At 45.0% G+C, this 20,234-nt stretch carries 22 protein-coding genes; 5 read left to right on the top strand and 17 right to left on the bottom strand.

Annotated features, from left to right (window positions below):
• Nucleotides 1–109: 109 nt before the first annotated feature.
• From QWZ05_RS02155 to QWZ05_RS02145, 3 genes are all read right to left on the bottom strand, one after another.
• Nucleotides 110–547, bottom strand: coding sequence for a bactofilin family protein (locus QWZ05_RS02155; RefSeq protein ID WP_290296243.1), 438 nt, complete (start codon nt 545–547; stop codon nt 110–112).
• On the bottom strand, nt 457–1,407 hold the full coding sequence (locus QWZ05_RS02150; RefSeq protein WP_290296242.1) for a M23 family metallopeptidase: 951 nt from the start codon (nt 1,405–1,407) through the stop codon (nt 457–459). Before QWZ05_RS02150 ends, QWZ05_RS02155 begins: the two co-directional genes overlap by 91 nt.
• 307 nt (nt 1,408–1,714) lie before the next feature.
• Nucleotides 1,715–2,908 (bottom strand): acetate/propionate family kinase, encoded by a 1,194-nt coding sequence (locus tag QWZ05_RS02145; RefSeq protein WP_264875530.1) that lies wholly within the window; start codon nt 2,906–2,908, stop codon nt 1,715–1,717.
• 319 nt (nt 2,909–3,227) lie between these two features.
• Between QWZ05_RS02145 and cueR the strand changes: the two genes are divergently transcribed.
• Nucleotides 3,228–3,617 carry a Cu(I)-responsive transcriptional regulator gene (cueR, locus tag QWZ05_RS02140; protein WP_264875531.1) on the top strand — a complete coding sequence of 130 codons (390 nt, stop codon included), beginning with the start codon at nt 3,228–3,230 and terminating at the stop codon, nt 3,615–3,617.
• A gap of 117 nt (nt 3,618–3,734) precedes the next feature.
• Here cueR and QWZ05_RS02135 read toward each other — a convergent pair whose 3' ends face one another.
• From QWZ05_RS02135 to QWZ05_RS02090, 10 genes are all read right to left on the bottom strand, one after another.
• Nucleotides 3,735–4,184, bottom strand: a complete 450-nt coding sequence (locus tag QWZ05_RS02135; protein WP_264875532.1) for an RNA-binding S4 domain-containing protein — start codon at nt 4,182–4,184, stop codon at nt 3,735–3,737.
• Between the two features lie 23 nt (nt 4,185–4,207).
• On the bottom strand, nt 4,208–5,800 hold the full coding sequence (locus QWZ05_RS02130; protein ID WP_290296239.1) for an ABC transporter ATP-binding protein: 1,593 nt from the start codon (nt 5,798–5,800) through the stop codon (nt 4,208–4,210).
• Nucleotides 5,801–5,804: 4 nt separating this feature from the next.
• The gene (locus QWZ05_RS02125; protein WP_290296237.1) at nt 5,805–6,851 is read right to left on the bottom strand and encodes an ABC transporter permease; all 1,047 of its coding nucleotides are present in this window, start codon (nt 6,849–6,851) and stop codon (nt 5,805–5,807) included.
• A 1-nt stretch (nt 6,852) separates the two neighbouring features.
• Entirely contained in the window at nt 6,853–7,941 is a 1,089-nt protein-coding gene (locus QWZ05_RS02120) for a microcin C ABC transporter permease YejB (protein WP_290296235.1), read from the bottom strand.
• A gap of 17 nt (nt 7,942–7,958) precedes the next feature.
• Nucleotides 7,959–9,791, bottom strand: a complete 1,833-nt coding sequence (locus QWZ05_RS02115; RefSeq protein WP_390216741.1) for an extracellular solute-binding protein — start codon at nt 9,789–9,791, stop codon at nt 7,959–7,961.
• 188 nt (nt 9,792–9,979) lie between these two features.
• Complete coding sequence (locus QWZ05_RS02110) at nt 9,980–10,162, bottom strand: hypothetical protein (protein WP_264875536.1); 183 nt, start codon at nt 10,160–10,162, stop codon at nt 9,980–9,982.
• Between the two features lie 90 nt (nt 10,163–10,252).
• A complete protein-coding gene (locus tag QWZ05_RS02105; RefSeq protein WP_264875537.1) occupies nt 10,253–10,459 on the bottom strand; it encodes a type 2 periplasmic-binding domain-containing protein in 207 nt (68 codons plus the stop codon).
• 183 nt (nt 10,460–10,642) lie between these two features.
• On the bottom strand, nt 10,643–10,960 hold the full coding sequence (locus QWZ05_RS02100; RefSeq protein WP_290296232.1) for a hypothetical protein: 318 nt from the start codon (nt 10,958–10,960) through the stop codon (nt 10,643–10,645).
• Between the two features lie 259 nt (nt 10,961–11,219).
• Nucleotides 11,220–11,441, bottom strand: coding sequence for a hypothetical protein (locus QWZ05_RS02095; protein ID WP_264875539.1), 222 nt, complete (start codon nt 11,439–11,441; stop codon nt 11,220–11,222).
• A gap of 65 nt (nt 11,442–11,506) precedes the next feature.
• Nucleotides 11,507–11,761 carry a hypothetical protein gene (locus QWZ05_RS02090; protein WP_264875540.1) on the bottom strand — a complete coding sequence of 85 codons (255 nt, stop codon included), beginning with the start codon at nt 11,759–11,761 and terminating at the stop codon, nt 11,507–11,509.
• 768 nt (nt 11,762–12,529) lie between these two features.
• Between QWZ05_RS02090 and QWZ05_RS02085 the strand changes: the two genes are divergently transcribed.
• Both QWZ05_RS02085 and QWZ05_RS02080 read left to right on the top strand, forming a co-directional pair.
• Complete coding sequence (locus QWZ05_RS02085; RefSeq protein ID WP_290296230.1) at nt 12,530–12,796, top strand: hypothetical protein; 267 nt, start codon at nt 12,530–12,532, stop codon at nt 12,794–12,796.
• On the top strand, nt 12,793–13,236 hold the full coding sequence (locus QWZ05_RS02080; protein WP_290296228.1) for a hypothetical protein: 444 nt from the start codon (nt 12,793–12,795) through the stop codon (nt 13,234–13,236). The genes QWZ05_RS02085 and QWZ05_RS02080 overlap by 4 nt, the downstream gene beginning before the upstream one ends.
• Nucleotides 13,237–13,333: 97 nt before the next feature.
• Here QWZ05_RS02080 and QWZ05_RS02075 read toward each other — a convergent pair whose 3' ends face one another.
• Nucleotides 13,334–13,633, bottom strand: a complete 300-nt coding sequence (locus tag QWZ05_RS02075; RefSeq protein WP_290296226.1) for a hypothetical protein — start codon at nt 13,631–13,633, stop codon at nt 13,334–13,336.
• A gap of 25 nt (nt 13,634–13,658) precedes the next feature.
• A complete protein-coding gene (locus QWZ05_RS02070; protein ID WP_290296224.1) occupies nt 13,659–14,138 on the bottom strand; it encodes an immunoglobulin domain-containing protein in 480 nt (159 codons plus the stop codon).
• Between the two features lie 638 nt (nt 14,139–14,776).
• On the opposite strand from QWZ05_RS02070, the gene QWZ05_RS02065 reads away from it, so the two are divergent.
• Together QWZ05_RS02065 and QWZ05_RS02060 are read left to right on the top strand one after the other, a co-directional pair.
• Nucleotides 14,777–16,435, top strand: a complete 1,659-nt coding sequence (locus tag QWZ05_RS02065) for a hypothetical protein (protein WP_290296222.1) — start codon at nt 14,777–14,779, stop codon at nt 16,433–16,435.
• Nucleotide 16,436: 1 nt separating this feature from the next.
• The gene (locus QWZ05_RS02060; RefSeq protein ID WP_290296220.1) at nt 16,437–19,103 is read left to right on the top strand and encodes a hypothetical protein; all 2,667 of its coding nucleotides are present in this window, start codon (nt 16,437–16,439) and stop codon (nt 19,101–19,103) included.
• Nucleotides 19,104–19,119: 16 nt separating this feature from the next.
• Here QWZ05_RS02060 and QWZ05_RS02055 read toward each other — a convergent pair whose 3' ends face one another.
• Both QWZ05_RS02055 and QWZ05_RS02050 read right to left on the bottom strand, forming a co-directional pair.
• Nucleotides 19,120–19,899 carry a hypothetical protein gene (locus tag QWZ05_RS02055; protein ID WP_290296219.1) on the bottom strand — a complete coding sequence of 260 codons (780 nt, stop codon included), beginning with the start codon at nt 19,897–19,899 and terminating at the stop codon, nt 19,120–19,122.
• Between the two features lie 5 nt (nt 19,900–19,904).
• On the bottom strand, nt 19,905–20,084 hold the full coding sequence (locus QWZ05_RS02050) for a hypothetical protein (protein WP_290296217.1): 180 nt from the start codon (nt 20,082–20,084) through the stop codon (nt 19,905–19,907).
• Between the last annotated feature and the right edge of the window lie 150 nt (nt 20,085–20,234).

The raw sequence follows: 20,234 nt of genomic DNA, 5'->3' as shown, positions 1-20,234 counted from the left end.
AGGGAGTATCTGTGACAAAAATGAGCTCGTATAGACTAGCTTGATGTGGCAAATCACAGATTTAGCACAGATTAAATTACAACCAACTCAATCGCCTAGAAATATCACTCTAAGCCTGCTTTTTTTGTGGCTTGTTTGTTTTGGCCTCGGGGCCTGAAGAGACTTTTTTATCATGAATACTGGTCACATCGTTTGGCGCCATTTCAGAGTTTTCACCAATGAACTTGCCGCCAGGCTCAATGCACAACTCATGACAAGAAACCTTACCATTCAAACGCCCTTTGGCTAGTACCTCAATATTTGAAGAAGTGCATTCCCCTTCGACTAATCCATTCACCACTAGCTTACTACTAAACACCTCACCCTTTATTCGTCCAGATTCTGATACGACAAGCGTTCCCTTGACATCAATACGGCCTTCGATAAAACCATCAACCTGAATATCGCCTTCGACTTTTAACTGCCCGTTAGCGTGGCAACCTTTTGCGATGAGGGTTGCAATAGTTGTGCTAGTCTCAGTTCTACTGTGTTTACTAAAGATTCCCATGGAATGACCTTTTCCTTTTCGACTATTAATTCAAAATTATCTAACCCCCACTCAACAAAATTGAGGGGATCTAACGCTCTACCAACAAACCGCACTTCATAGTGCAAATGTGGACCACTAGATAAACCGCTATTACCGGAAACTGCGATTAAATCGCCTTTTCTTACCATCTGCCCCTGACGCACTTTAAATTGGTGTAAATGGGAGTAAGAGCTTGAAAACCCATAAGCATGTTGCAGACGTAAGAAGTTACCTGAGCCTTGATCACTACGCCTCGTAACCTCAACGACGCCATCTGCAGGCGCATAAATATTCGTCCCTGTATTCACTGCGAAGTCTAAACCGCGATGCATACGCCTTTCACGCGTAACGGGATGAACCCGCGCCCCAAATCCCGAGGAGATACGTGCTTTACCGACAGGAGAGCCGTTTGGGATTTTAGACAGCATCATTACACGCGTGCTCATGGTGATGGCAGCAATATCTAAACGTGCCTCTAGCGATGAGCCACTGCCCGAGTTGTCAGCCGGATTAAGCAATAACTCAATGTCTGATAGCCTATCTGACACCATAGCAACCTGTGCTTCACGCTCCATCAGTTCATCTTCAAGTTGCTCCTTCATCGAAGATAAAGCTTCTAGTTCACTGCTTAAGTTACTCGATTCAACAATGAGCTGGGAGTTGCGTAGATGAACGTGATCCACTGCGAAATAGAGGTATGTTGTAATTGATATAACCGTGACTAAAATCGCTACAAAAGCGTAACCCATACCTTTGATACGATCGCGCTTTCGCTTATCAAGATGCCAGTGACGTGAACCTGAAACTGACGATATCGAAATGGTTATTTGGTCTTTCATTACCAACAAACTAACGTTAATACTTAAATATATTCAGTAGTTTACGTCAATAACGGCGTCGTAAATGACTGCTATTAGCGTGTTTTGTGAGTCAGTTTCAGAACATAAATTTTGACATTTGATTAGCTTAAGAAAAGCAATTTTTGGTCGTTTGTCTTTGGCGAGGTCAATAGACAGGCATTTTGAATAAAAAAAAGCCCAAGCAAAGACCGCTTGGGCAAGGATAAAATAAAACTATCAATACTAAATCGAGGTAAAACCTAAGGGAGCATGACTTCCCTAAGTAGGTTTGGCGCAGTACGAGAGATTAAAGAAGCTCTACAGACTGCTGTGCAATTACAAACTCTTCATTTGTTGGGATAACCATCGCTACCGCATCCAAAATGTCAGATTTTGCAATAATGCCTGAGTCACCGAAACGAGCTGCCTCGTTTCCTTTTTCGTCTTCAACAAAACCTAGAAGTTTTAGGTTGTTCAAGATTTCACGGCGAATTGGGAGTGAGTTCTCACCGATACCACCAGTAAAGATTACTGCGTCTAGATGTGACAGTGGGATCATGTAAGAGCCAATGTATTTTGCTACACGGTATGTGAAGACTTCAAACGCTAGCTTAGCGCCTTCGTGACCTTCTTCCATCGCATCTAGAATACCGCGTGCATCAGAAGTTAGACCAGAAACACCTAAGAAACCAGATTTCTTGTTTAGTGCGTCAAATACTTGTTCAGTTGACCAACCTTTCTTGATTAGGAATTCGATAACGCCTGGGTCAAGGTCACCAGAACGTGTACCCATCATAAGACCAGCGAGTGGCGTAAAGCCCATTGAGGTATCAACTGACTTACCGTTTTCAATCGCACACACTGATGCGCCGTTACCTAGGTGAACAGAAATAAAGCTTGCTTCGTCAATGTTCTTGTCCAGCATCTTAGCTGCTTCACGAGATACGTAGTAATGGCTAGTACCGTGGAAACCGTAACGACGGATACCGTACTTAGTGTACAGCTCGTTAGAAATAGCACCTGTAAATGCTTTTTCTGGCATTGTTTGGTGGAAGGCTGTGTCAAACACTGCAAATTGTGGAAGTGCTGGGAAAGCTTCCATCGCTGCACGAATACCGATAGCGCCTGCAGGGTTGTGTAGAGGAGCAAGATCAGAAAGTGCTTCAATCTCTGCAGTTACTTCTTCGTCGATACGTACAGTCGTAGTGAATTTCTCACCACCGTGCACGATACGATGACCGATAGCTACGATGTCGTTTGAGAAACCAAGCTCTTCAGTTAGACCAACTAGCTTGCCGATAGCAATCTTGTGGTGGCTGTCATCGCCTTCGATAGCGATTTCAGTTTTCTCACCGTTGAATTTCCAACTCATGCGAGACTCTGGAAGACCAAAACATTCACCTAAACCAGTAAGAACATCATCACCTGTTGCTGCATCGATAACAGCAAACTTAAGAGATGAACTACCTGAGTTGATAACCAGTACAAAAGATTTCGACATGAGTATAATCCTGTAATATAGAAAGGTGTGGAGCACCCTGTGTTGTTGAGCCTATTATTCAATAATTTTTGAGTGTTTCAACTTTTATTTGGTGATATCAACAAAAGTTAACAGCTTTTTTTGACATAAATCAAATTCATAATTTCTTCACACCTCAAATTATATAAATACTGCGCAATCGGTTGCGCCAAGAAACACTGTGGTGTGAACACAATTGCATGCCGCTAATAACTCACAATTTGAATTCAAAATAATTTGAGTTGTATGACAATATGAACACTCGCCTTCTATCATAGCATCAAGGAGCGTAATTACTACGATGAATATCGGAGAAGTAGCAAAGTTGACGGGATTGACAGCGAAATCCATCCGTCTATACGAAGAAAAGGGCCTTATTCTTCCACCTTCACGCTCAGAAAGTGGTTATCGCGACTATAGCGACAAACATATTCAGCAGCTCATTCTGGTAGCTCGAGCAAAAACTGCGGGCTTCTCATTAGTCGAGTGCAAAGAATTCGTACAACTTGCGGAAAACCCAAATAGAACCAGTAAACAGGTGCGTGCTCATGCCGAAGAAAAACTAAAAGAAGTGGAAACAAAAATTCAGCAACTCGAAGCTATTCGCAGTCAACTGCAAGCTTGGGTGATGAGCTGCCCAGGAGATGAAGGAAGTGAATGCCCGATCATGGATGACTTGACCCATCGATAGGCTCGCACTTCGGAGCAAGCAATTTCACTGTTTTGAGTGATTTTAGTTCATATAAAGACACAATAAATAGAAACGGGGTCAGTTATTTATCTGACCCCGTTAGTATCGTTACAGCGACTAGAAGAAATTGATCTCCCCTCGCCCGCCACTGCTTTTTTTCGGCTTATCTTGCTCGGCAGAGGTTTCGCTATTCGTCTTCTCAGCTGGCTTGTTAGAAGAAGCACGAGACTGGCTCTGTTTAGCCTTCTTCTCATTGCGCTTCTTTTCAGCCTTAGGTTGCACTTGAGCTTTAGGCTGTTCTACCTCTTCGATCGGCGGCTGATCACAAACAACAACGTAGTATTCTTGGTTAAACTCTAGGAAGTCGCCATCATACATTTTGCGACGTTTACGGACTTCAAGCTCGCCATTAACCGCGACATAGCCCTCAGCGATATAGTGTTTCGCTTGACCGCCTCCGTCGACGACGTTAGCCAATTTAAGCACCTTATACAGCTCTATCGGCTGAGATGAGACCTCTACACCAATCGCTTCAATCTCTATCTCTTCTTGGTACTCTTCTTCCACACTAAACCTCAAAAATTATCTAACTACATCGCTGAAAGCGACACAAGCGTTCTAGTGTAATCGTGTTTAGGGGTCGCAAACAAGGTTTGAGTATCACCCTGCTCAACAATCTCACCGGCTTTCATCACTATCGTATAGTGGCACAGAGACTTCACCACGTTTAAATCATGACTGATAAACAAATAGGTCAGGCCGTATTTCTCTTGCAGTGATTTGAGCAAATCAAGGACTTGCGCCTGTACAGTTCGATCGAGTGAGGAAGTCGGCTCGTCCAACAAGATAAACTCTGGCTTTAAGATGAGCGCCCTAGCAATCGCAATCCGCTGACGCTGGCCTCCCGAGAACTCATTTGGGTAACGATGACGTGTTTCAGGGTCAAGCCCCACTTCCAGCATCACTCCTTTAATTTGCTCATCGAGATCAACCTCGCCGATCTCTTGATGAACACGCACCCCCTCACCAATCACTTGCGCTACTGACATTCTTGGATTGAGAGCTGAAAACGGGTCTTGAAACACCACCTGCATACGGCTTCGATAAGGTAGCATGCCTTTCCGGTCTAGTGTCTGAATATCCTGCTGGTCATAGTAAATTTCACCTTCAGAATTAACCAGCTTTAGGATCGCAAGCCCTGTAGTTGATTTGCCTGAGCCTGACTCACCGACGACGCCGATGGTTTGGCCAGACTTCAACTCAAACTGCATATCAGTCACGGCTTTTACATGATCAGTTGTGCGTTTAAATATCCCGGTTTTGATCGGGAACCAAACTTTCAGGTTATTTACCCGCATCAGCGTCTTTGCATTTTCTGCCAGCGCGACAGGCTCGCCTCTTGGATCTGATTCGATAAGCATTTTTGTATAACTGTGTGTCGGTGAGTGAAATACCTGCTTGCATTCACCCACCTCAACCAGCTCTCCGGATTTCATAACAGCGACGCGATCCGCAATCTGCCTAACAATACTGAGATCGTGTGTGATGAACAGCATCGCCATGCCAAGCTCTTGCTGTAGCGACTTCAAAAGATCAAGTATCTGTGCCTGAACCGAGACATCGAGTGCCGTTGTTGGCTCATCGGCAATCAACAGTTCTGGCTCATTAATCAGTGCCATCGCAATCATCACACGTTGACGCTCACCACCCGACAATTCGTGTGGATAAGCTTCAATTTTCTGCTCTGGATTGCGAATACCGACTTTTCCTAGCCACTCTAATGCTCTTACTTTCGCCTTTGTTGCGCGCATGCCTCGGTGAATCTCTAAGGTTTCAACCAGCTGTTTGCCAACTTTATGCAGAGGATTAAGAGAGACCATTGGCTCTTGGAATATCATTCCAATGCGTCCACCACGGATACCACGTAGTTGTCTCTCTGAACAACTCAGCATGTCACTACCATCGAAATGAATTTCACCCGTTTGATATTCGACCGTAGATTTAGGCAACAATTTTAAAATCGAATTAGCAGTAACGGATTTGCCCGAGCCACTCTCTCCCACCAACGCAAGCGTTTCTCCCTTACAAATGGTGAGTGATACGCCTTGAGTAACGGTACGAGTTCCGCCCTTACTCTTAAAGCCAACCGTCAGATTTGAGACGCTAAGTAAAGAATCATTCATGGGCTTAGTGTCCTTTTTGATGTGGGTCGAATGCATCGCGTACGGCTTCACCAATAAAGACCAACAGCGTTAACATGATAGATAGTACGGCAAAGGCTGAGAGCCCTAACCAAGGCGCTTGTAAATTAGCTTTACCCTGTGCAAGTAATTCACCTAAAGACGGCGAGCCTGCTGGTAAACCGAAACCCAAAAAGTCGAGTGAAGTTAACGTGGTAACAGAACCAGACAAAATAAACGGCATCATCGTAAGGGAGGCAACCATCGCATTAGGAAGCATGTGTCGCCACATAATACGTTTATCATCAACACCCATCGCTTGCGCTGCACGAACATAATCAAAATTACGGCAACGAAGAAACTCTGCTCGAACGATCCCAACAAGGCCCATCCAGCTAAACAGCACCATGATGCCCAGCAACCACCAAAAGTTAGGCTCTACAAAACTGCTCAAGATGATCAACAAGAAGAGTGTGGGCATCCCCGACCACACTTCTATAAATCGTTGTCCGAAGAGATCGAGCCAACCGCCGTAATACCCCTGACTGGCCCCAACGGCAACACCAATAACACTAGAAACAATGGTTAACACAAAACCAAACAAGACCGATATTCTAAAGCCATAAATAACCCTAGCTAGAACATCACGGCCTTTATCATCCGTTCCTAACCAGTTCACGTCACTCGGTGCTGATGGTACTGAGCCAACAACATCGAAGTTAATCGTGTCGTAACTAAATCGAATAAGCGGCCAAATTAAGTAGCCTTTCTCTTCAATGAGCTCAATCACATAAGGGTCGGTGTAATCCGCTTCGGTCTCAAACTCGCCACCAAATTCTGTCTCAGCGTATTGTGTCGCGATAGGGAAATACCATCCACTGTCATAATTAACCACAAGTGGCGTATCATTAGCGATAAGCTCGGCAAAGAGACTAAAGAAGAACAATATCGAGAAAATCCATAGCGAATAAAAACCGCGCTTATGGCAGCGAAACGTTGCCCAACGAGCCTCCCAAATAGGGTTTCTGTGTCTATTTTTACCACTCAATAGCATCTTAACGTGCCTCAAAATCAATACGTGGGTCAACCCAGGTGTAAGTTAAATCGGAGATAATGCTGAGAATCAAACCTAGTAACGTCATTATGTACAAAGACGAGAACACCACTGGATAATCACGTTGAATCGTAGACTCAAAACCAAGCAGCCCAATCCCCTCCAAAGAGAACATCACTTCTATGAGCATTGATCCGGTAAAGAAGATACTGATAAACGCACTCGGGAAGCCTGCGATAATGATCAGCATCGCATTACGGAAAACATGTCGGTAAAGAATCTTGTTGTCATCGAGCCCTTTGGCTCGAGCGGTAACCACATACTGCTTATTGATCTCATCAAGGAACGAGTTTTTTGTCAGCATAGTTAAAGTCGCGAAACCACCAATAACCATTGCTAACGTTGGTAGTGTCAAGTGCCAGAAATAGTCACCGATTTGTTGCAGCATCGTCATCTGTTCAAAATTATCAGAGACTAAGCCTCTAAGCGGAAACCAGCTAAAATAGTTTCCACTGGCGAAGAAGATAATCAGGATAATCGCGAACAAAAACCCAGGTATTGCATAGCCGACAATCACCACCGCACTTGACCAAATATCAAAGCGAGAACCATGATGAATCGCTTTCATAATGCCTAACGGTATCGACACGATATAGATTATCAACGTACTCCAAAGCCCTAATGAGATCGAGACTGGCAACCTTTCGATAATCAGGTCAATGACATTACCGCCTTTAAACAGGCTGTTGCCAAAGTTGAAGGTGGCGTAGTTTTTCAACATGTCCCAATAGCGTTCTAGTATGGGTTTATCAAAACCAAACTGCTTTTTTATCTCTTCGACCACTTCGGGGTCTAAACCACGAGAGCCTTTATAACCAGTAGCTGAAGTATCTTGACCGGAAGGGAGATCCACTTCTGCCCCGCCACCAGAGAATCGCTCCATGATCCCAGAGGAGTGGCCTTCTAATTGGGCAATCGCTTGCTCAACCGGCCCACCTGGTGCAATTTGGATAATAAAGAAGTTGATGGTGATGATCGCCCAAAGCGTGGGGATCACCAAAATCAATCTTCGAAAAATATAAGCTGCCATGATTGTGCGTCACTTCCTTATTGGCGTTTAGCTGGGAGTTTTGAGGCTTTCTCTTTCGATACCCACCAAGTATCAATCGCCAAATCGTATTTCGGTGTGATCTCTGGGCGTTCAAATTTGTCCCAAGTCGCGACGCGATAGATACTGCTGTGCCACTGCGGAATGATATAGAAGTTCCACTGGAGATAACGGTCAAGCGCTCGACCAAGCGATAACAGTTTTTCTGGGTTTTCTTGATTGTCAGCAATCTCCATTGTCAACGCATCCACCACTGGGTCAGAAACCCCCGCACGGTTATAGGTTGAATCAATATAAGAAGAGTGCCAAACGATCATCATATCAGGGCTTGGATGGGTGAACGCTGGGTACGCGGATGACACCATGTCAAAATCACGTTCACGTAAGCGTTTGATGTATTGCGTGGTATCGATGGTACGGATTTTCATGTCAATACCCATGCGCTTCAGGTTCTTTTGCACTGGGATCGCGATACGTTCCGTGGTTGGACTATAAATAAGCAGCTCAAAGCTCATTATTTCGCCAGTCTCAACATTGGTCATTACTTTGTTTTGTAACTCCCAACCTGCTTCTTTTAGCAGAGCAAATGCAGTGCGCATTTGCGCTCGAATACGACCTGAGCCATCGGTGACTGGTGGTTGATAATCTTCGCTGTACACACGTGGTGGAATCTTGTCGCCAAAAGGTTCAAGTACCGCGATTTCATCTTTTGTTGGTAAACCCTTAGCTTCATATTCTGTGTTCTGGAAATAGCTGCGTGTACGTTCATACTGGTTGTAGAACATGTTTGCATTCATCCACTGAAAATCGAGAGCGTAATTGAGGGCTTCACGCACTTTCGGATCGGAAAAAACCGGTTTTTGAATATTAAACACAAGAGATTGAGTACCCGTTGGCTTGGAGTGCGGGATCTCCTCTTTTTTTATGAAGCCACGGTCAAAGTTAGCACCCGTATAGGAGTTTGCCCAAAACTTAGCAGATGATTCTTCACGGTAATCAAATTCACCCGCTTTAAACGCTTCAAGCATTACCGTTTCATCGCGGTAGTAATCATACTGAACGTGTTTAAAGTTATTACGACCAACATTGACCGGTAAATCCTTAGCCCAGTAATCCTCAACTAACTCGTAAGTCAGTGACTGGCCAGATTTATAGCTTGCCACTTTATAAGCACCACTGCCTACTGGAGGCGTATCTAGAGGCTCTGAAAAATCTTTGTCTTGCCAAAAGTGCTTTGGAAGTACGGTCATTGACTGCGCTAAACTAAACAGCTTTTCACGATTGGGATTTTTCATCTCTATTCGTGCCGTAGTATCACTGATGGCTTTGACGCTCTCAATGTCCTGATAATAAACACGATATTGCGGAACCCCTTTAGTCATAAAGGTTTGGAAGGTAAATTCAACATCGTGTGCCGTGATCGGCTGACCATCGTGGAATTTTGCCGCTGGATTGATATCCACCTCTAGCCATGAGTAGTCATCGGCATAGCGTACTTTTTCGGCGATGAGTGGGTAGTACGCATCGACTTCATCTGCTGGGCTAAACATTAAGGTGTCATAAAGCTGACCGGTTGCCGCACCTGCGACACCGCGTGATGCGTAGCGGTTAAAGTTATCAAACGTCCCTACTTGCCCATAGGTCACTTTGCCGTATTTAGGTGCTTGCGGATTAACATAATCGAAATGAGAAAAATCGGCTGGATACTTAGCCTCTCCAAAACCAACAAGGCGTGTGGTTTCTATAATTTGGGGTTGTTGGTCTTGTGCATGAACCGACAACGCAACGAGTGTCATTGACACACCCAACACCACCTGTTTCATTTTTCCCATATATCATTCCTTATGTTCCTTCAGGGATAGAATTTGAGTATAACCTACTGAAAAAGAAAAAGACCAGTTGGTTTCACCGATGATACGTTGTATCACTTGTGTATAAAATTCGGAGGTTTTTCAGTAGTTACCCACACATTCGAGTCTAAGATATTTATCAGATTATGTGTAGGTATCTTCCTGATTCATTAGTTGATTTTGTGCTTACGCTTCACTTGGTACACGTAGTCACGCGTAACACTACGTCTGACAGTAATATCTTTCACTGGTTCACCTGCAAGCAGGTCATCAACTATTTGTAGCTTCTTCTTCTGACTATCGCTCAGGTTCGCTAAGAACACCTTGATAGCTTCGTCACTCACATCGAGCATATTCTTTCCTCTGGTTCATTGTATAGCCCACACTATACACATTAGGTAATAAAAAAGAGAGCCGTAGCTCCCTTCTTTGATATGGTTCACTTACCTTTCTTGGCTAAGTGTTGGCTGTATCGAATCTGTGCTTTCTTGATTAGTCGCTACACCCAAGTAAAAGGAATTATTAAGGTAGAAGGTAGTGCTGAACATCTTGTCACCGTAGGCAACAGAGATAGCGTTCTCTGGTTCGTATTCTGTTGCTTGTGCGCTTAGTGCTGTGAAGATTAGGGAAAGTGGTAGTAGTTTGTTCATGTTTTACTCATTGGTTAAGGTTAGTCACCACTGCTACGAATGACAATTGCAGCCCACACAATGCCAAGGACAAGTGCGATAAGTAGTACAGTTGGTTGGTTCACTCTTCGTCATCCTCGAAGAAGTTGTCCCAGAACTCGTTTAGTTCGTAGTCGTTCTCTGTTGGTATCTCGTAACTGTGCATTACTCGTTCCCCCCTTTAATGTCTGTGAGGATTGAGTCAGCTTTATTTAATCCAAGCTCTCTAACGATTCGATAAGCTACTGCTGTGATTGCTTCGTTGATGCTCTCTGCACCTTGCATAGCTTCTTGCTCATCTGAGAAGTCGATAAGTCGGTAAAGCTCTGTATCGTCAATAATGCTTCTGCAATCATGGTTCTGGATGGTTTCACGGTCTGCCCATTCGCAAACAACAGAGTATGTATCTACTTCGTTCGTATAGTTGTATGCATCTTCAAGTGAGGTTCGTAGGCTAGTTAGAAGGTTGTTCATGGTAGTCATTCGACTTTCCTTTGGTTAAGGAAGTCAGTACACTCTCGCATACTGACTTTTTGGTTAAGGTTGGTACTGCTTAGGCTGTCTGATTGGAGTTGGTCAGCCTAAGCTCTCTTTCAAATATTCCCTTGGCTTCCTGCCATATCCTCTCTGCTTGCTCTGTGCTTCCTTGCCTATGTAGCTCTAACGCTACGTGAGCCAGTGTTCGTGCTATTCGCATATCGTTTCCTCTTTGGTTCAAATGAGGGCAGGATTGCCCTATTAGTTAGCGGTTCAAGCTGTAAAGGTGTAGTGCTGCCCAACGTGTCATTGGTAGCATGTCTGGACGGTATTTAAGGTTTGAGGTGTTACTCCAAACACTGTGCACATACCTTCGATATTCCGTGACGTGTCTGTCTGGGTACTTAGCTTCGGCTAATTCAAACAAGTACTGCTCAATGGCCTTACGGTTAAGCCAGCATGCAATGCGTTCGCCTATTCGTTTCATTGGTTCATTTCTCTGTTGGTTCATTCAGCCATAGACACTGTTAGCCAATGCCTATGAATAAATCCCTACTTGGTTTGAGACTTGGCAATCAGCGTATTGAGTCGCTGTTCGTATCTGTCTATGTCACGGTGCTGAATGATGTTTGGTTCAATCACATAGCCATAGTCAGGTACATGGTCGATACGTCCCTCAACGTAGGCAATCTCCGCACGTCTAATCACGTCCAAAGCTCTACGCTGTATGTTGGTCAGTATCGTTTGCTTTGCCTCGTCCCAACGTTCCTTTGACTCTGTGAGTCGCTTGGTTTGGTCTAAGTCCATACTTGTTCCTAATGGTTCAGATTGTTAAAGAGCAGTACACTTGAGGTCAGGTCGTTGCATCATTGAGAGTGTCTGTGACTGATAAGGTTTTGCTCCCTATCCTCTCTAGCCCGTTGGCTCACCTCGTTGGTATGGATGTATAGTATTTGCTATACACATATAAAGGTAGTAAAGAGATATGAAACGTTCTCACGATTGAGCCAGCCCTTATGTATCAAGGCTTACTAGATAGTTGGGGTAGCTATGGGGTTCGATATTGAGGAGCTGAGAAGTTGATAGGGGGGGGGGTATAAAGTTCTCACCAAGATATATCTATAAGTACTACACTCACACCTAGATTTCAGATGAGAGAAAAACCTGCAAAATAATATGAGAGATATTCGTCAAAACCTGCGAACCATAAGACTCAATGTAGGCTTATTTCCCCTACATCCGAGCATTTGTATCTCTTTCTGGTTTCACCTCGTAGAGGGCTCTACAGAGGCTTATAGCTTATGGCACTGATAGTGAGCAAAGTAGTGATATTGGGATAGTTAGAAGTCGAGTTAATGTAGGGGGTGTAGGTAATAACTTGATTTAAATCAAAATGCTATGTGGGTGTTGAATGTGAAAGAATATGAACAGGGTGTGTAAAATTATGAACAGAATATAGTCTCTGTATTAGGTAGCTTATTGCGCTCACACCCTCGAAATTTCCTGCATTTCACCCTATACCATTCGGTTTAAGTAGCATTTACACTACTGTTCATAGCCAAAAGGAGACATAGCGTGAGAAAGCATAGATTTGATGAAGGCACTAAGCATGGGACCAATACATGTGGTAGCTATATGGTTCTAAAGGCTCCACGCTACCGAGGCAAAGGCTCAATCTACACAATCAAGTTCATCAACACTGGTTCAATTCTGCAGGTGAACGAGGAACGCCTTTACCACAAGCGCGTTATGGACCCAGCAGTGCGAGCACAGAAAGATACTGATGCTATTGAACAGCAAGAGATGGGATTACTTAGGCAAACACAGAGGGCATTCGCATGACGCATACCACACAAGAATTGGTTCAATTACACGGATGGCAGAACTGCTTTACATACAAGAATGAAGCCTACATCATCACCCCAAACAAGGTGCTGTTCTTCATCGATACTGGTTCACATTGGGTGGAGAATAACACACCAAGCCAAGACACCTTGGACATGGCTATGTATGAGTACGAGTTCGAGGAGACTTACCAATCTGGTTCAAAACTCAAGACTGACGGTCGCTACGGTAAAGTAGGCTACCTGCACCAATACAAGGACAGGAAATACCGGAAAGAGAGTAAGGTAGTTGCAGTAATGAAGCCAGATGGTTCAACAGCTCGAACAGAGGTTGCCATGAAGTTAATGGACGAACTACCTCTACCAACAAAAGTTATCCGAGACCTAATGATGGGCAGCATCCCCCAATACAAAGGCTACACAGCTTTATGGGCATAAATAGAAAAGGCACCTCGAAAGGTGCCTATCTAATCCAAGGGGAATGTACTACTACGACATCACCAGTCTATCTAACTACTGGTTCAAATGCGATAGGCTAGCCTAGCATCTCTAGACGCTTCTGCAGTAGCTGTTTCAGTAGGTGTTTACGTTCATTGTTGTCCATCTCTTCGACAACAGCATAAACATCGTCTGACTTCTCTACACCGAGAGCTTCACCAAACTTAGCTTGGTCTTCTAGAGTCAGGGTGTTGAACTCCTGTGTAACAGACCATGGCTCAACTACCACTTCGTCTTCATCTTCCGATGCTTCACGGATAGCCACCTCTAACTTCATTAGGTCTTTTGGTTTAGCTGCTTCAAACTCGTCATCGCTCATAGCAAAGATGTCTTTCATTGGGGATCTCCTTAATTGAACCATATTAGACTACAGCAGCATTGGCTGTGTTCGAGTCAGCATTACCAAAGCGAGAGAATGCACGACAGAAGTAGTTGCCTTCTGAAGTAGCAGACAGATTGTTAATGGTCAGTTCTGCAGTATCTGTACCGGTATATGTTGCACCATCTGCAATAGGACGGAAGTCCGTACCACCACCATCATTAAAGAACCACTGGAAGCGAACAGCCTTCTCACCAATCCACTCAGTAGTCATGGTTTGAGTTGAACCATCGGCACCAGATACGTCTGCTGGCTGAACAACACAGTATGGCACAGAGAAGTCAGGTGTTGGACGAGATGGAATCTCTGATACATCTACATCGCCTTTATACATTGCACGAGTCATCAGATTACGAACGTATGTCTGGTAAGCAGTAGCTTGTGATTGAGACTGGCTCAATAGCTCCTGTAGTTGGGTATAAACTTCCTTCTGCGAAAGTTCGATATGTTTAGCTTCTTTCATCGGTAAAACTCCTTCAATCGATTGAATCCTAATCATCTCAAACCCACTTACAGAACGCTATAGGGTATAGCTTTCTATTTCACCCTACCCTATTGCACTCCGGTTCCCTGTCCTTGTAGGATGTAGCCATACCAACGCAGACGTATAGACTTCTGTGCAGAGATAGCTTCTCAAACCAGTGTTTGTATAGGTGTGTTGGATTGACCTCTACCATACGTAGGTAGATAGCCTGAAACTCATAGTTGTTTCTTCTGGTTTAGCTCATCAGCAAGGGACCAAGTTAGATACGCAAACCAATGGAGCTCTAGACGGTTATGCTTAATGCCAATGACCAAGAGCATATTGGGGTGGAATTGCCGATACCATGTACGTAGGAGTAGCTACCTGCCCATAGTTGAACCAACCAAGCCAAACTATCGCTGTGAGCCTAGAAGGTAGGTTTTAGTAGCTGATTAGCACTCAGTTAGTACACCGGAACGTAGGGAAGCTCGTGCTGACTTCTCTATGGTTCAAAGCTCCTTGAGAATGCCGACCTTAGTGTCGGCTTTTTCACATCTGTTTCCCTCTACCCTATCGCATTTCCTACCTTGTCCGATTAAGATGATATGCATCCAAAAAGACACAAGGAATTTACTACCATGGCTACCCGAGGTGTGAATAACGCACTAAACAACTTATCCAGAATTGCTGCTAGTCAGAACCCTATGCAGGGTTTAAACCAAGCAGGTAAGAACATCAACCAAGCAGTCCAAGGCTTACGTGATATGGCGCGAGAGCAGACAGACATTGCTCAACAGAACTACGAAACAGGTGTAGCTCAGAACACATCTCAAGCAGTCGCTCGATTGAACCAATTGGCAGCAGAGGCAGCTCAAGGTGATGGTCAGCTAGATGTTGAGGCATTCCGTCAGGACTTGGCTCAATACGGTAATCAGATTGACCTAGACCGTGTAAACGCAGCTGAACTACAAGCTACCAACAACACCATCAACCAGTGGCGATTCAACCAAGAACAGCAGCAAGTAGGTGCTCAATCAGCAGCTACAGAATACGTAAGCAACCTTGAACTGCCTGAAACCGTAGCAAACCTACCAGACAATGCTAAGTTGAACTACGTTCGCACACAGCTACGAAATGACGAAACCATGTCTCCTCAGGCTAAAGAAGTTGCACTACAGCAGTACACTACACAGCTAGAAGTAGACCGAGGTTTACGTCCTCAATGGAGTGACCCAGTGACACAGACATACGGTGATAGCCAAGTAATGACCCAAACCAACAATGTTACTGGTGAAACTAAGCAGGTTGGTGCGTGGTCAGTACCCGGCTTAAATGGAACTGGTGCAGATGTGTTTGCCACTGACATTAAGTACCGTGATGGTGAAGGTAACTTACTCAATGGGTCAAAAGGCAAAGACGGACGTGTTTATGACCGTAATGGTCAGGTAGTCGAGATGGGTGAGGACTTCGAGGAAGTACAGCCTACGATGGTAGACTTCCACTCTGAAGTATTAGCAAACCAACAAGACTACTCTGCAGAACAAGTAGCAGCTTCTCGTGAATTCTTGAATGCTGAGTCAGCTCTAGCTAGTAACCGTGGTCAGTACAGTCAGTCTCAGTTTGTAGACTACGTGACAGAAAGGAACAACATCCAAAGTGATATACAGTTCCTCGATGAAAGTCTTGAGATTATCAGTCTGCTGCAGGAATCTGACTCATCCCGATTTGGTAATAGCCTACGACAACTACTCAACAAGTATGCTGAACCTTTAGGTATGCAGTTTGGTGATGCAGAAGTTAACGACCTGTACGCACAGAGTGAATCTCGCAAACTGGAGGTCGTTCGCAGTATTGTACGTGCATTTGCTCCTGTATCAGATACAGCAATGAGTCTAACCATCGATTCTCTGTCGGGGAATACGCTGGCAGAGCAACTACAAACCGTAAAAGCTACTCGTGACAATATTGCTTCTGGACATAACTCACTGGTTAAGACTGCTGAAGAACTAGATGTAGCTGAAGCCCATCTAGCCCCAGACATTCCTAACTGGACCAAACCACAGTACGAATCCAAGGCTGAAGTTGAACAGAAGACCAATGAAGCAATCGGTAATGCAGAGGCTACTGCTGCAGACCTTCAATCTCGTGCAGCCAATGGTGGTCAGCCACAGCAACAACCTGAACCAGTAGGTGCACAGATCACGGCACCACAAGGAGCACTGGACTACTTAACTGCTAACCCAGACCAGATTGATGCGTTTGAAGCCAAGTACGGCTACAGACCGGAGGGCTTCTAATATGGCCAATATCTTTGACCAATTCGATGAACCAGCTATTAATACTAACGCAGTGGATGCCCATTCGGGGGCTTCTGGCAACGTCTTCGATCAGTTTGATGAACCACAATCACAAGCTCAACCATCTACCGAACAGCCAACACAGCAACGCACAGTAGCCCAAGACCTACAGGATGGTAGTGCACAACTAGAAGCACTTGAGACACACCTAGGCAATGGCGGTACATTAGAGAACTTCGACTACACAACATTCCAGCAAGAGCAAGACCTCAAGGCATTTGCACAGAACCAGCGTGTAGAACAGGTAGGCAATAAGACTCAGGAGAAGTTGAATCAGATGCAAATCAACAATCCTGCAAATGCTCATACTATTCATGCTGCAAACCAAAACAATATGCCTAAGGCAACAGCAGAAGTGAAAGCAGAAGCTGATGCCATGGTTGAGGAGTTCACTCAAACTGGTTCATTGCGTAGCCGACTAAACAACAATACACAGCTAAACGATGCCCTAGAGCAAGGAAATCTGTTCTCAGGTGAGACTCGTGAAGCATTCCAACGTGGTGTATCGCAAGGTGCTACCTTTGGTTTTGCTGATGAGATGAGTGGTGGTGTTCGTGGTCTAATCAACACAATCTTTGGTGAAGGCTCTCTAGGTGATAACTACCGTGAAGCTCGTGATGAATCTCGTGCCAATGTAGCAGCAGCCAATGAAGCAGCTCCTGCAGCAGGTATTGCCGGGGAAGTGGTTGGTGGTGTTGGTGCAGCACTCCCTGCAGCTCCGGCAACAGGTGTAGGCCTAGGAAGCAACCTACTAAACCTTGCTCGTGTTGGTGCCGTTGAAGGTGGTATTGCTGCCTTAGGTGGCAGTGAAGCAGACCTTACTCAAGGTGAAGTTGGTCAAGCAGCTATCGATACTGGTGTTGGTGCTGCTATCGGTGGTTTAGCTGCTCCTGTTATTGGTGGTGCTGCTGATGCAGGTATTCGTACCCTATCGCGCTTACCATTTGCTGGCTTGAATAGACTCCAAGGCACAGAGCGTCAAAGAGCACAGAACAGTCTTGTCAGATACATCCAAGGTGAAGTTGATGCAGGTCGAATGAACCGTGATCAAATCCTCTCTGAGATTGACCAGCTACGTTCTGGTGCTGTTGAGGGTGCTGACATTAGCTTGGCAGACCTAAACGCACTACAAGCACTAACCGCACGAGTGAACCAAGAAGCAGGTAGACCATCGAGCCTAACTCCGGCTGACCAAGCAAACCTACAAGCAGGAGGCACATCACCTACCTATGGTTCACTTGTAGATGACCTAGCTAATCGCCAGCAAGTTCAACAAGAAGGTATTCGTGCTCTACGTGTAAGTGATGATCTAACACCAAACCAAGTAATGCCCGGTGATTCTGTGGTTCCAACACCAGCACAAGTGGACCCATCCGTAGGTAATACAGGTCAGACTCGTCCTATTGCGAATGATGAGCTAATTGCTACACCAGATAACTCTCGTGTATTCCAGAACTCTCAAGGCGTAAACGAAACCATGATTGTTGATGAAGCAATGCCTAACTTGGTTCAGCTTGAAGGCAATATGAAGAGTGATCTGAACAACTACACAAGCAATCTCTACACGAATGCGTACAACACTACGCTAACTCCTCGTAAGACTCAGGCAGGTAATAACAGTCGTAATCTTCCACCACAAGAAGTGCCAAATGACCTAGCCAATACACCAGCATTCAAAGAAGCATGGAATGCAGGACGCAAGGCAGCACGTAATAATCGTTCTAACCCATCACAGTTCCAAGAGCTCGATTACACCAAACGTGCTCTAGATGAGCAGATTAGACGTGCAGATGGAGGTACTCGTGCAGACTTGGTAGCAATCCGTAATCAACTGAACCAAGTGATGGAAACAGCATCACCTGACTTTGCTAACGCGAACACCATTCAATCTACCTACCGTCAGCAGTACATCAACCAGTTCGAGAACTCTCGCAACTACTTCAATATGAACGCAGAAGATGCATCGAATGTAATCACTGACGTGGCGAAAGGTGATATTGATATTGCATCCATAAGTATTGGTCGTGAAATCTCTGACATCCTTGATTCTGGTGCCCGTACAGCTGATGGAGCCATCCTTACACAGCAGCAAGTAGACAATTACACTCGTTTACTTGAACCAGATGCATGGAATGCACAGCAGTCTACCTTGGGTCGATTGATTAACACTGAAGCTCGTATGGCTCGAACACAGGCACTAGCTGACATCACTACAGCCAAAGGTCTTGGTGCAGAAGCTGAAAGTGCTCTACGTACTGTTCTAGGTCAAGATGACTTGGCAATGGCTACAGTTATGGCAGGTCTTGCTAGCCCTAACCTTGTAGCTGTTCCTTGGATGGTTAACCGCGCTATTGCGACTGAAGCATCACAAATCTCACAGCAACGTGTATACCGTGAAATGCAGAAGGAGCTATATCAGACATTACCGGGTGATCGTGCAACACAGAATGAATACATCAATAACATTTTCTCGTTCCAGTTCGAGAAGGTGCCAACAGATGTACTAAGAACATTCTTCAACACGTTCACTGTAGGTGGTTCAAATGTGGCAGCACAGAACACTGCAGGTGAAGCAACCCCACGCCAACTACTAAAAGGGCTCCTTTAATCGGGAGCCTCATCTTCTATGGTTCAACAGGGGAGAAGCCTTTGTAGGCAGTCTTCCGCTTACCGGTACACAACTTATGCATGGTCTCGTATCTAAGTCCGTGTTGCTTACAGAACGAATACAAACCAGTGATTGTTATTACTTCACCTTGGCTTACTACTGAATAGCTCTCAAGGTATCGAGAGTAGCCTTTGTATGTGTCAGACTTGTAGTTGCCATTGTGAACAGCAACCATACACCTGCGGCTTAGACCGTGATACTCACAGAAAGCATCGATGTCCTTAACCACTAGCTTGGCACCTTTGTAGTAGTAGGTGTACTTCTTTGTCTTTGGTTTAGGCTTTGGCTTATATGGCGCAGGGGCTTCGGGAGCATTAACAAAGCAGTTGGCAGGACCAAAGTCAGCATTGATTCTATGTCTCTTCACAGTGGCACGGGGAGTATGAATAGAGTCCTCAAGACCAGCACATGCATCAACGAACCATTGAGCATAAACTTGATAGTCATGCCACTCAGGGACAACCTCAACCCCGGTAATCTGTGTGATGTCTTCAGTGATGTAGCATCGGTACATCATCTTGTACCAACGCTTATACATACCTCTATGCTCACCACCCGTCTTGAATGGACCATCACCAATACGACCTACATCAAGCACATCTTTCTTTGGCTCTGGCTCTGCCCCAACCGTGTAGAGTGAACCATCTTTGAATGAACGTAGTGTTAGGGTCTGCCCTTCCTGACTGATGACCATACACTTGTCATCATCAACGTAATGAATCTCACCTACTGACATCTGGCTCAACCTTTCGCTTGCTGACTAATCCAACGTTGAGCATATGTATCGCACAGGCTTTCAATGAGCTGCTGTACGCTCATATCACGCTCTTTAGCTAAGGTAGATAGAATCGCATAGCTGAATGGTTGTAGAGCTACGGCAGTGTGAGGACGAGCCTCTGAAGGAGTTCTTTGTTTAGCCATGTAATAACCTCGTTCTTGGCTATGCGTTCAGGGAAGATACTCGGCAAACCAGTGAACGTTTCCAGTCTTTCAGTCGCTAAACCTAGCCGAGTAAGGTAAGCCTACCCTATTGCACAGATAGTAAGCAATACCGTATGCTATTCCATATCT

Source organism: Vibrio agarivorans (assembly GCF_030409635.1).
Classification (GTDB): domain Bacteria; phylum Pseudomonadota; class Gammaproteobacteria; order Enterobacterales; family Vibrionaceae; genus Vibrio; species Vibrio agarivorans.
Note: the sequence above shows the minus strand (reverse complement) of the source record. Positions and strands in the feature narration are given on the sequence as shown.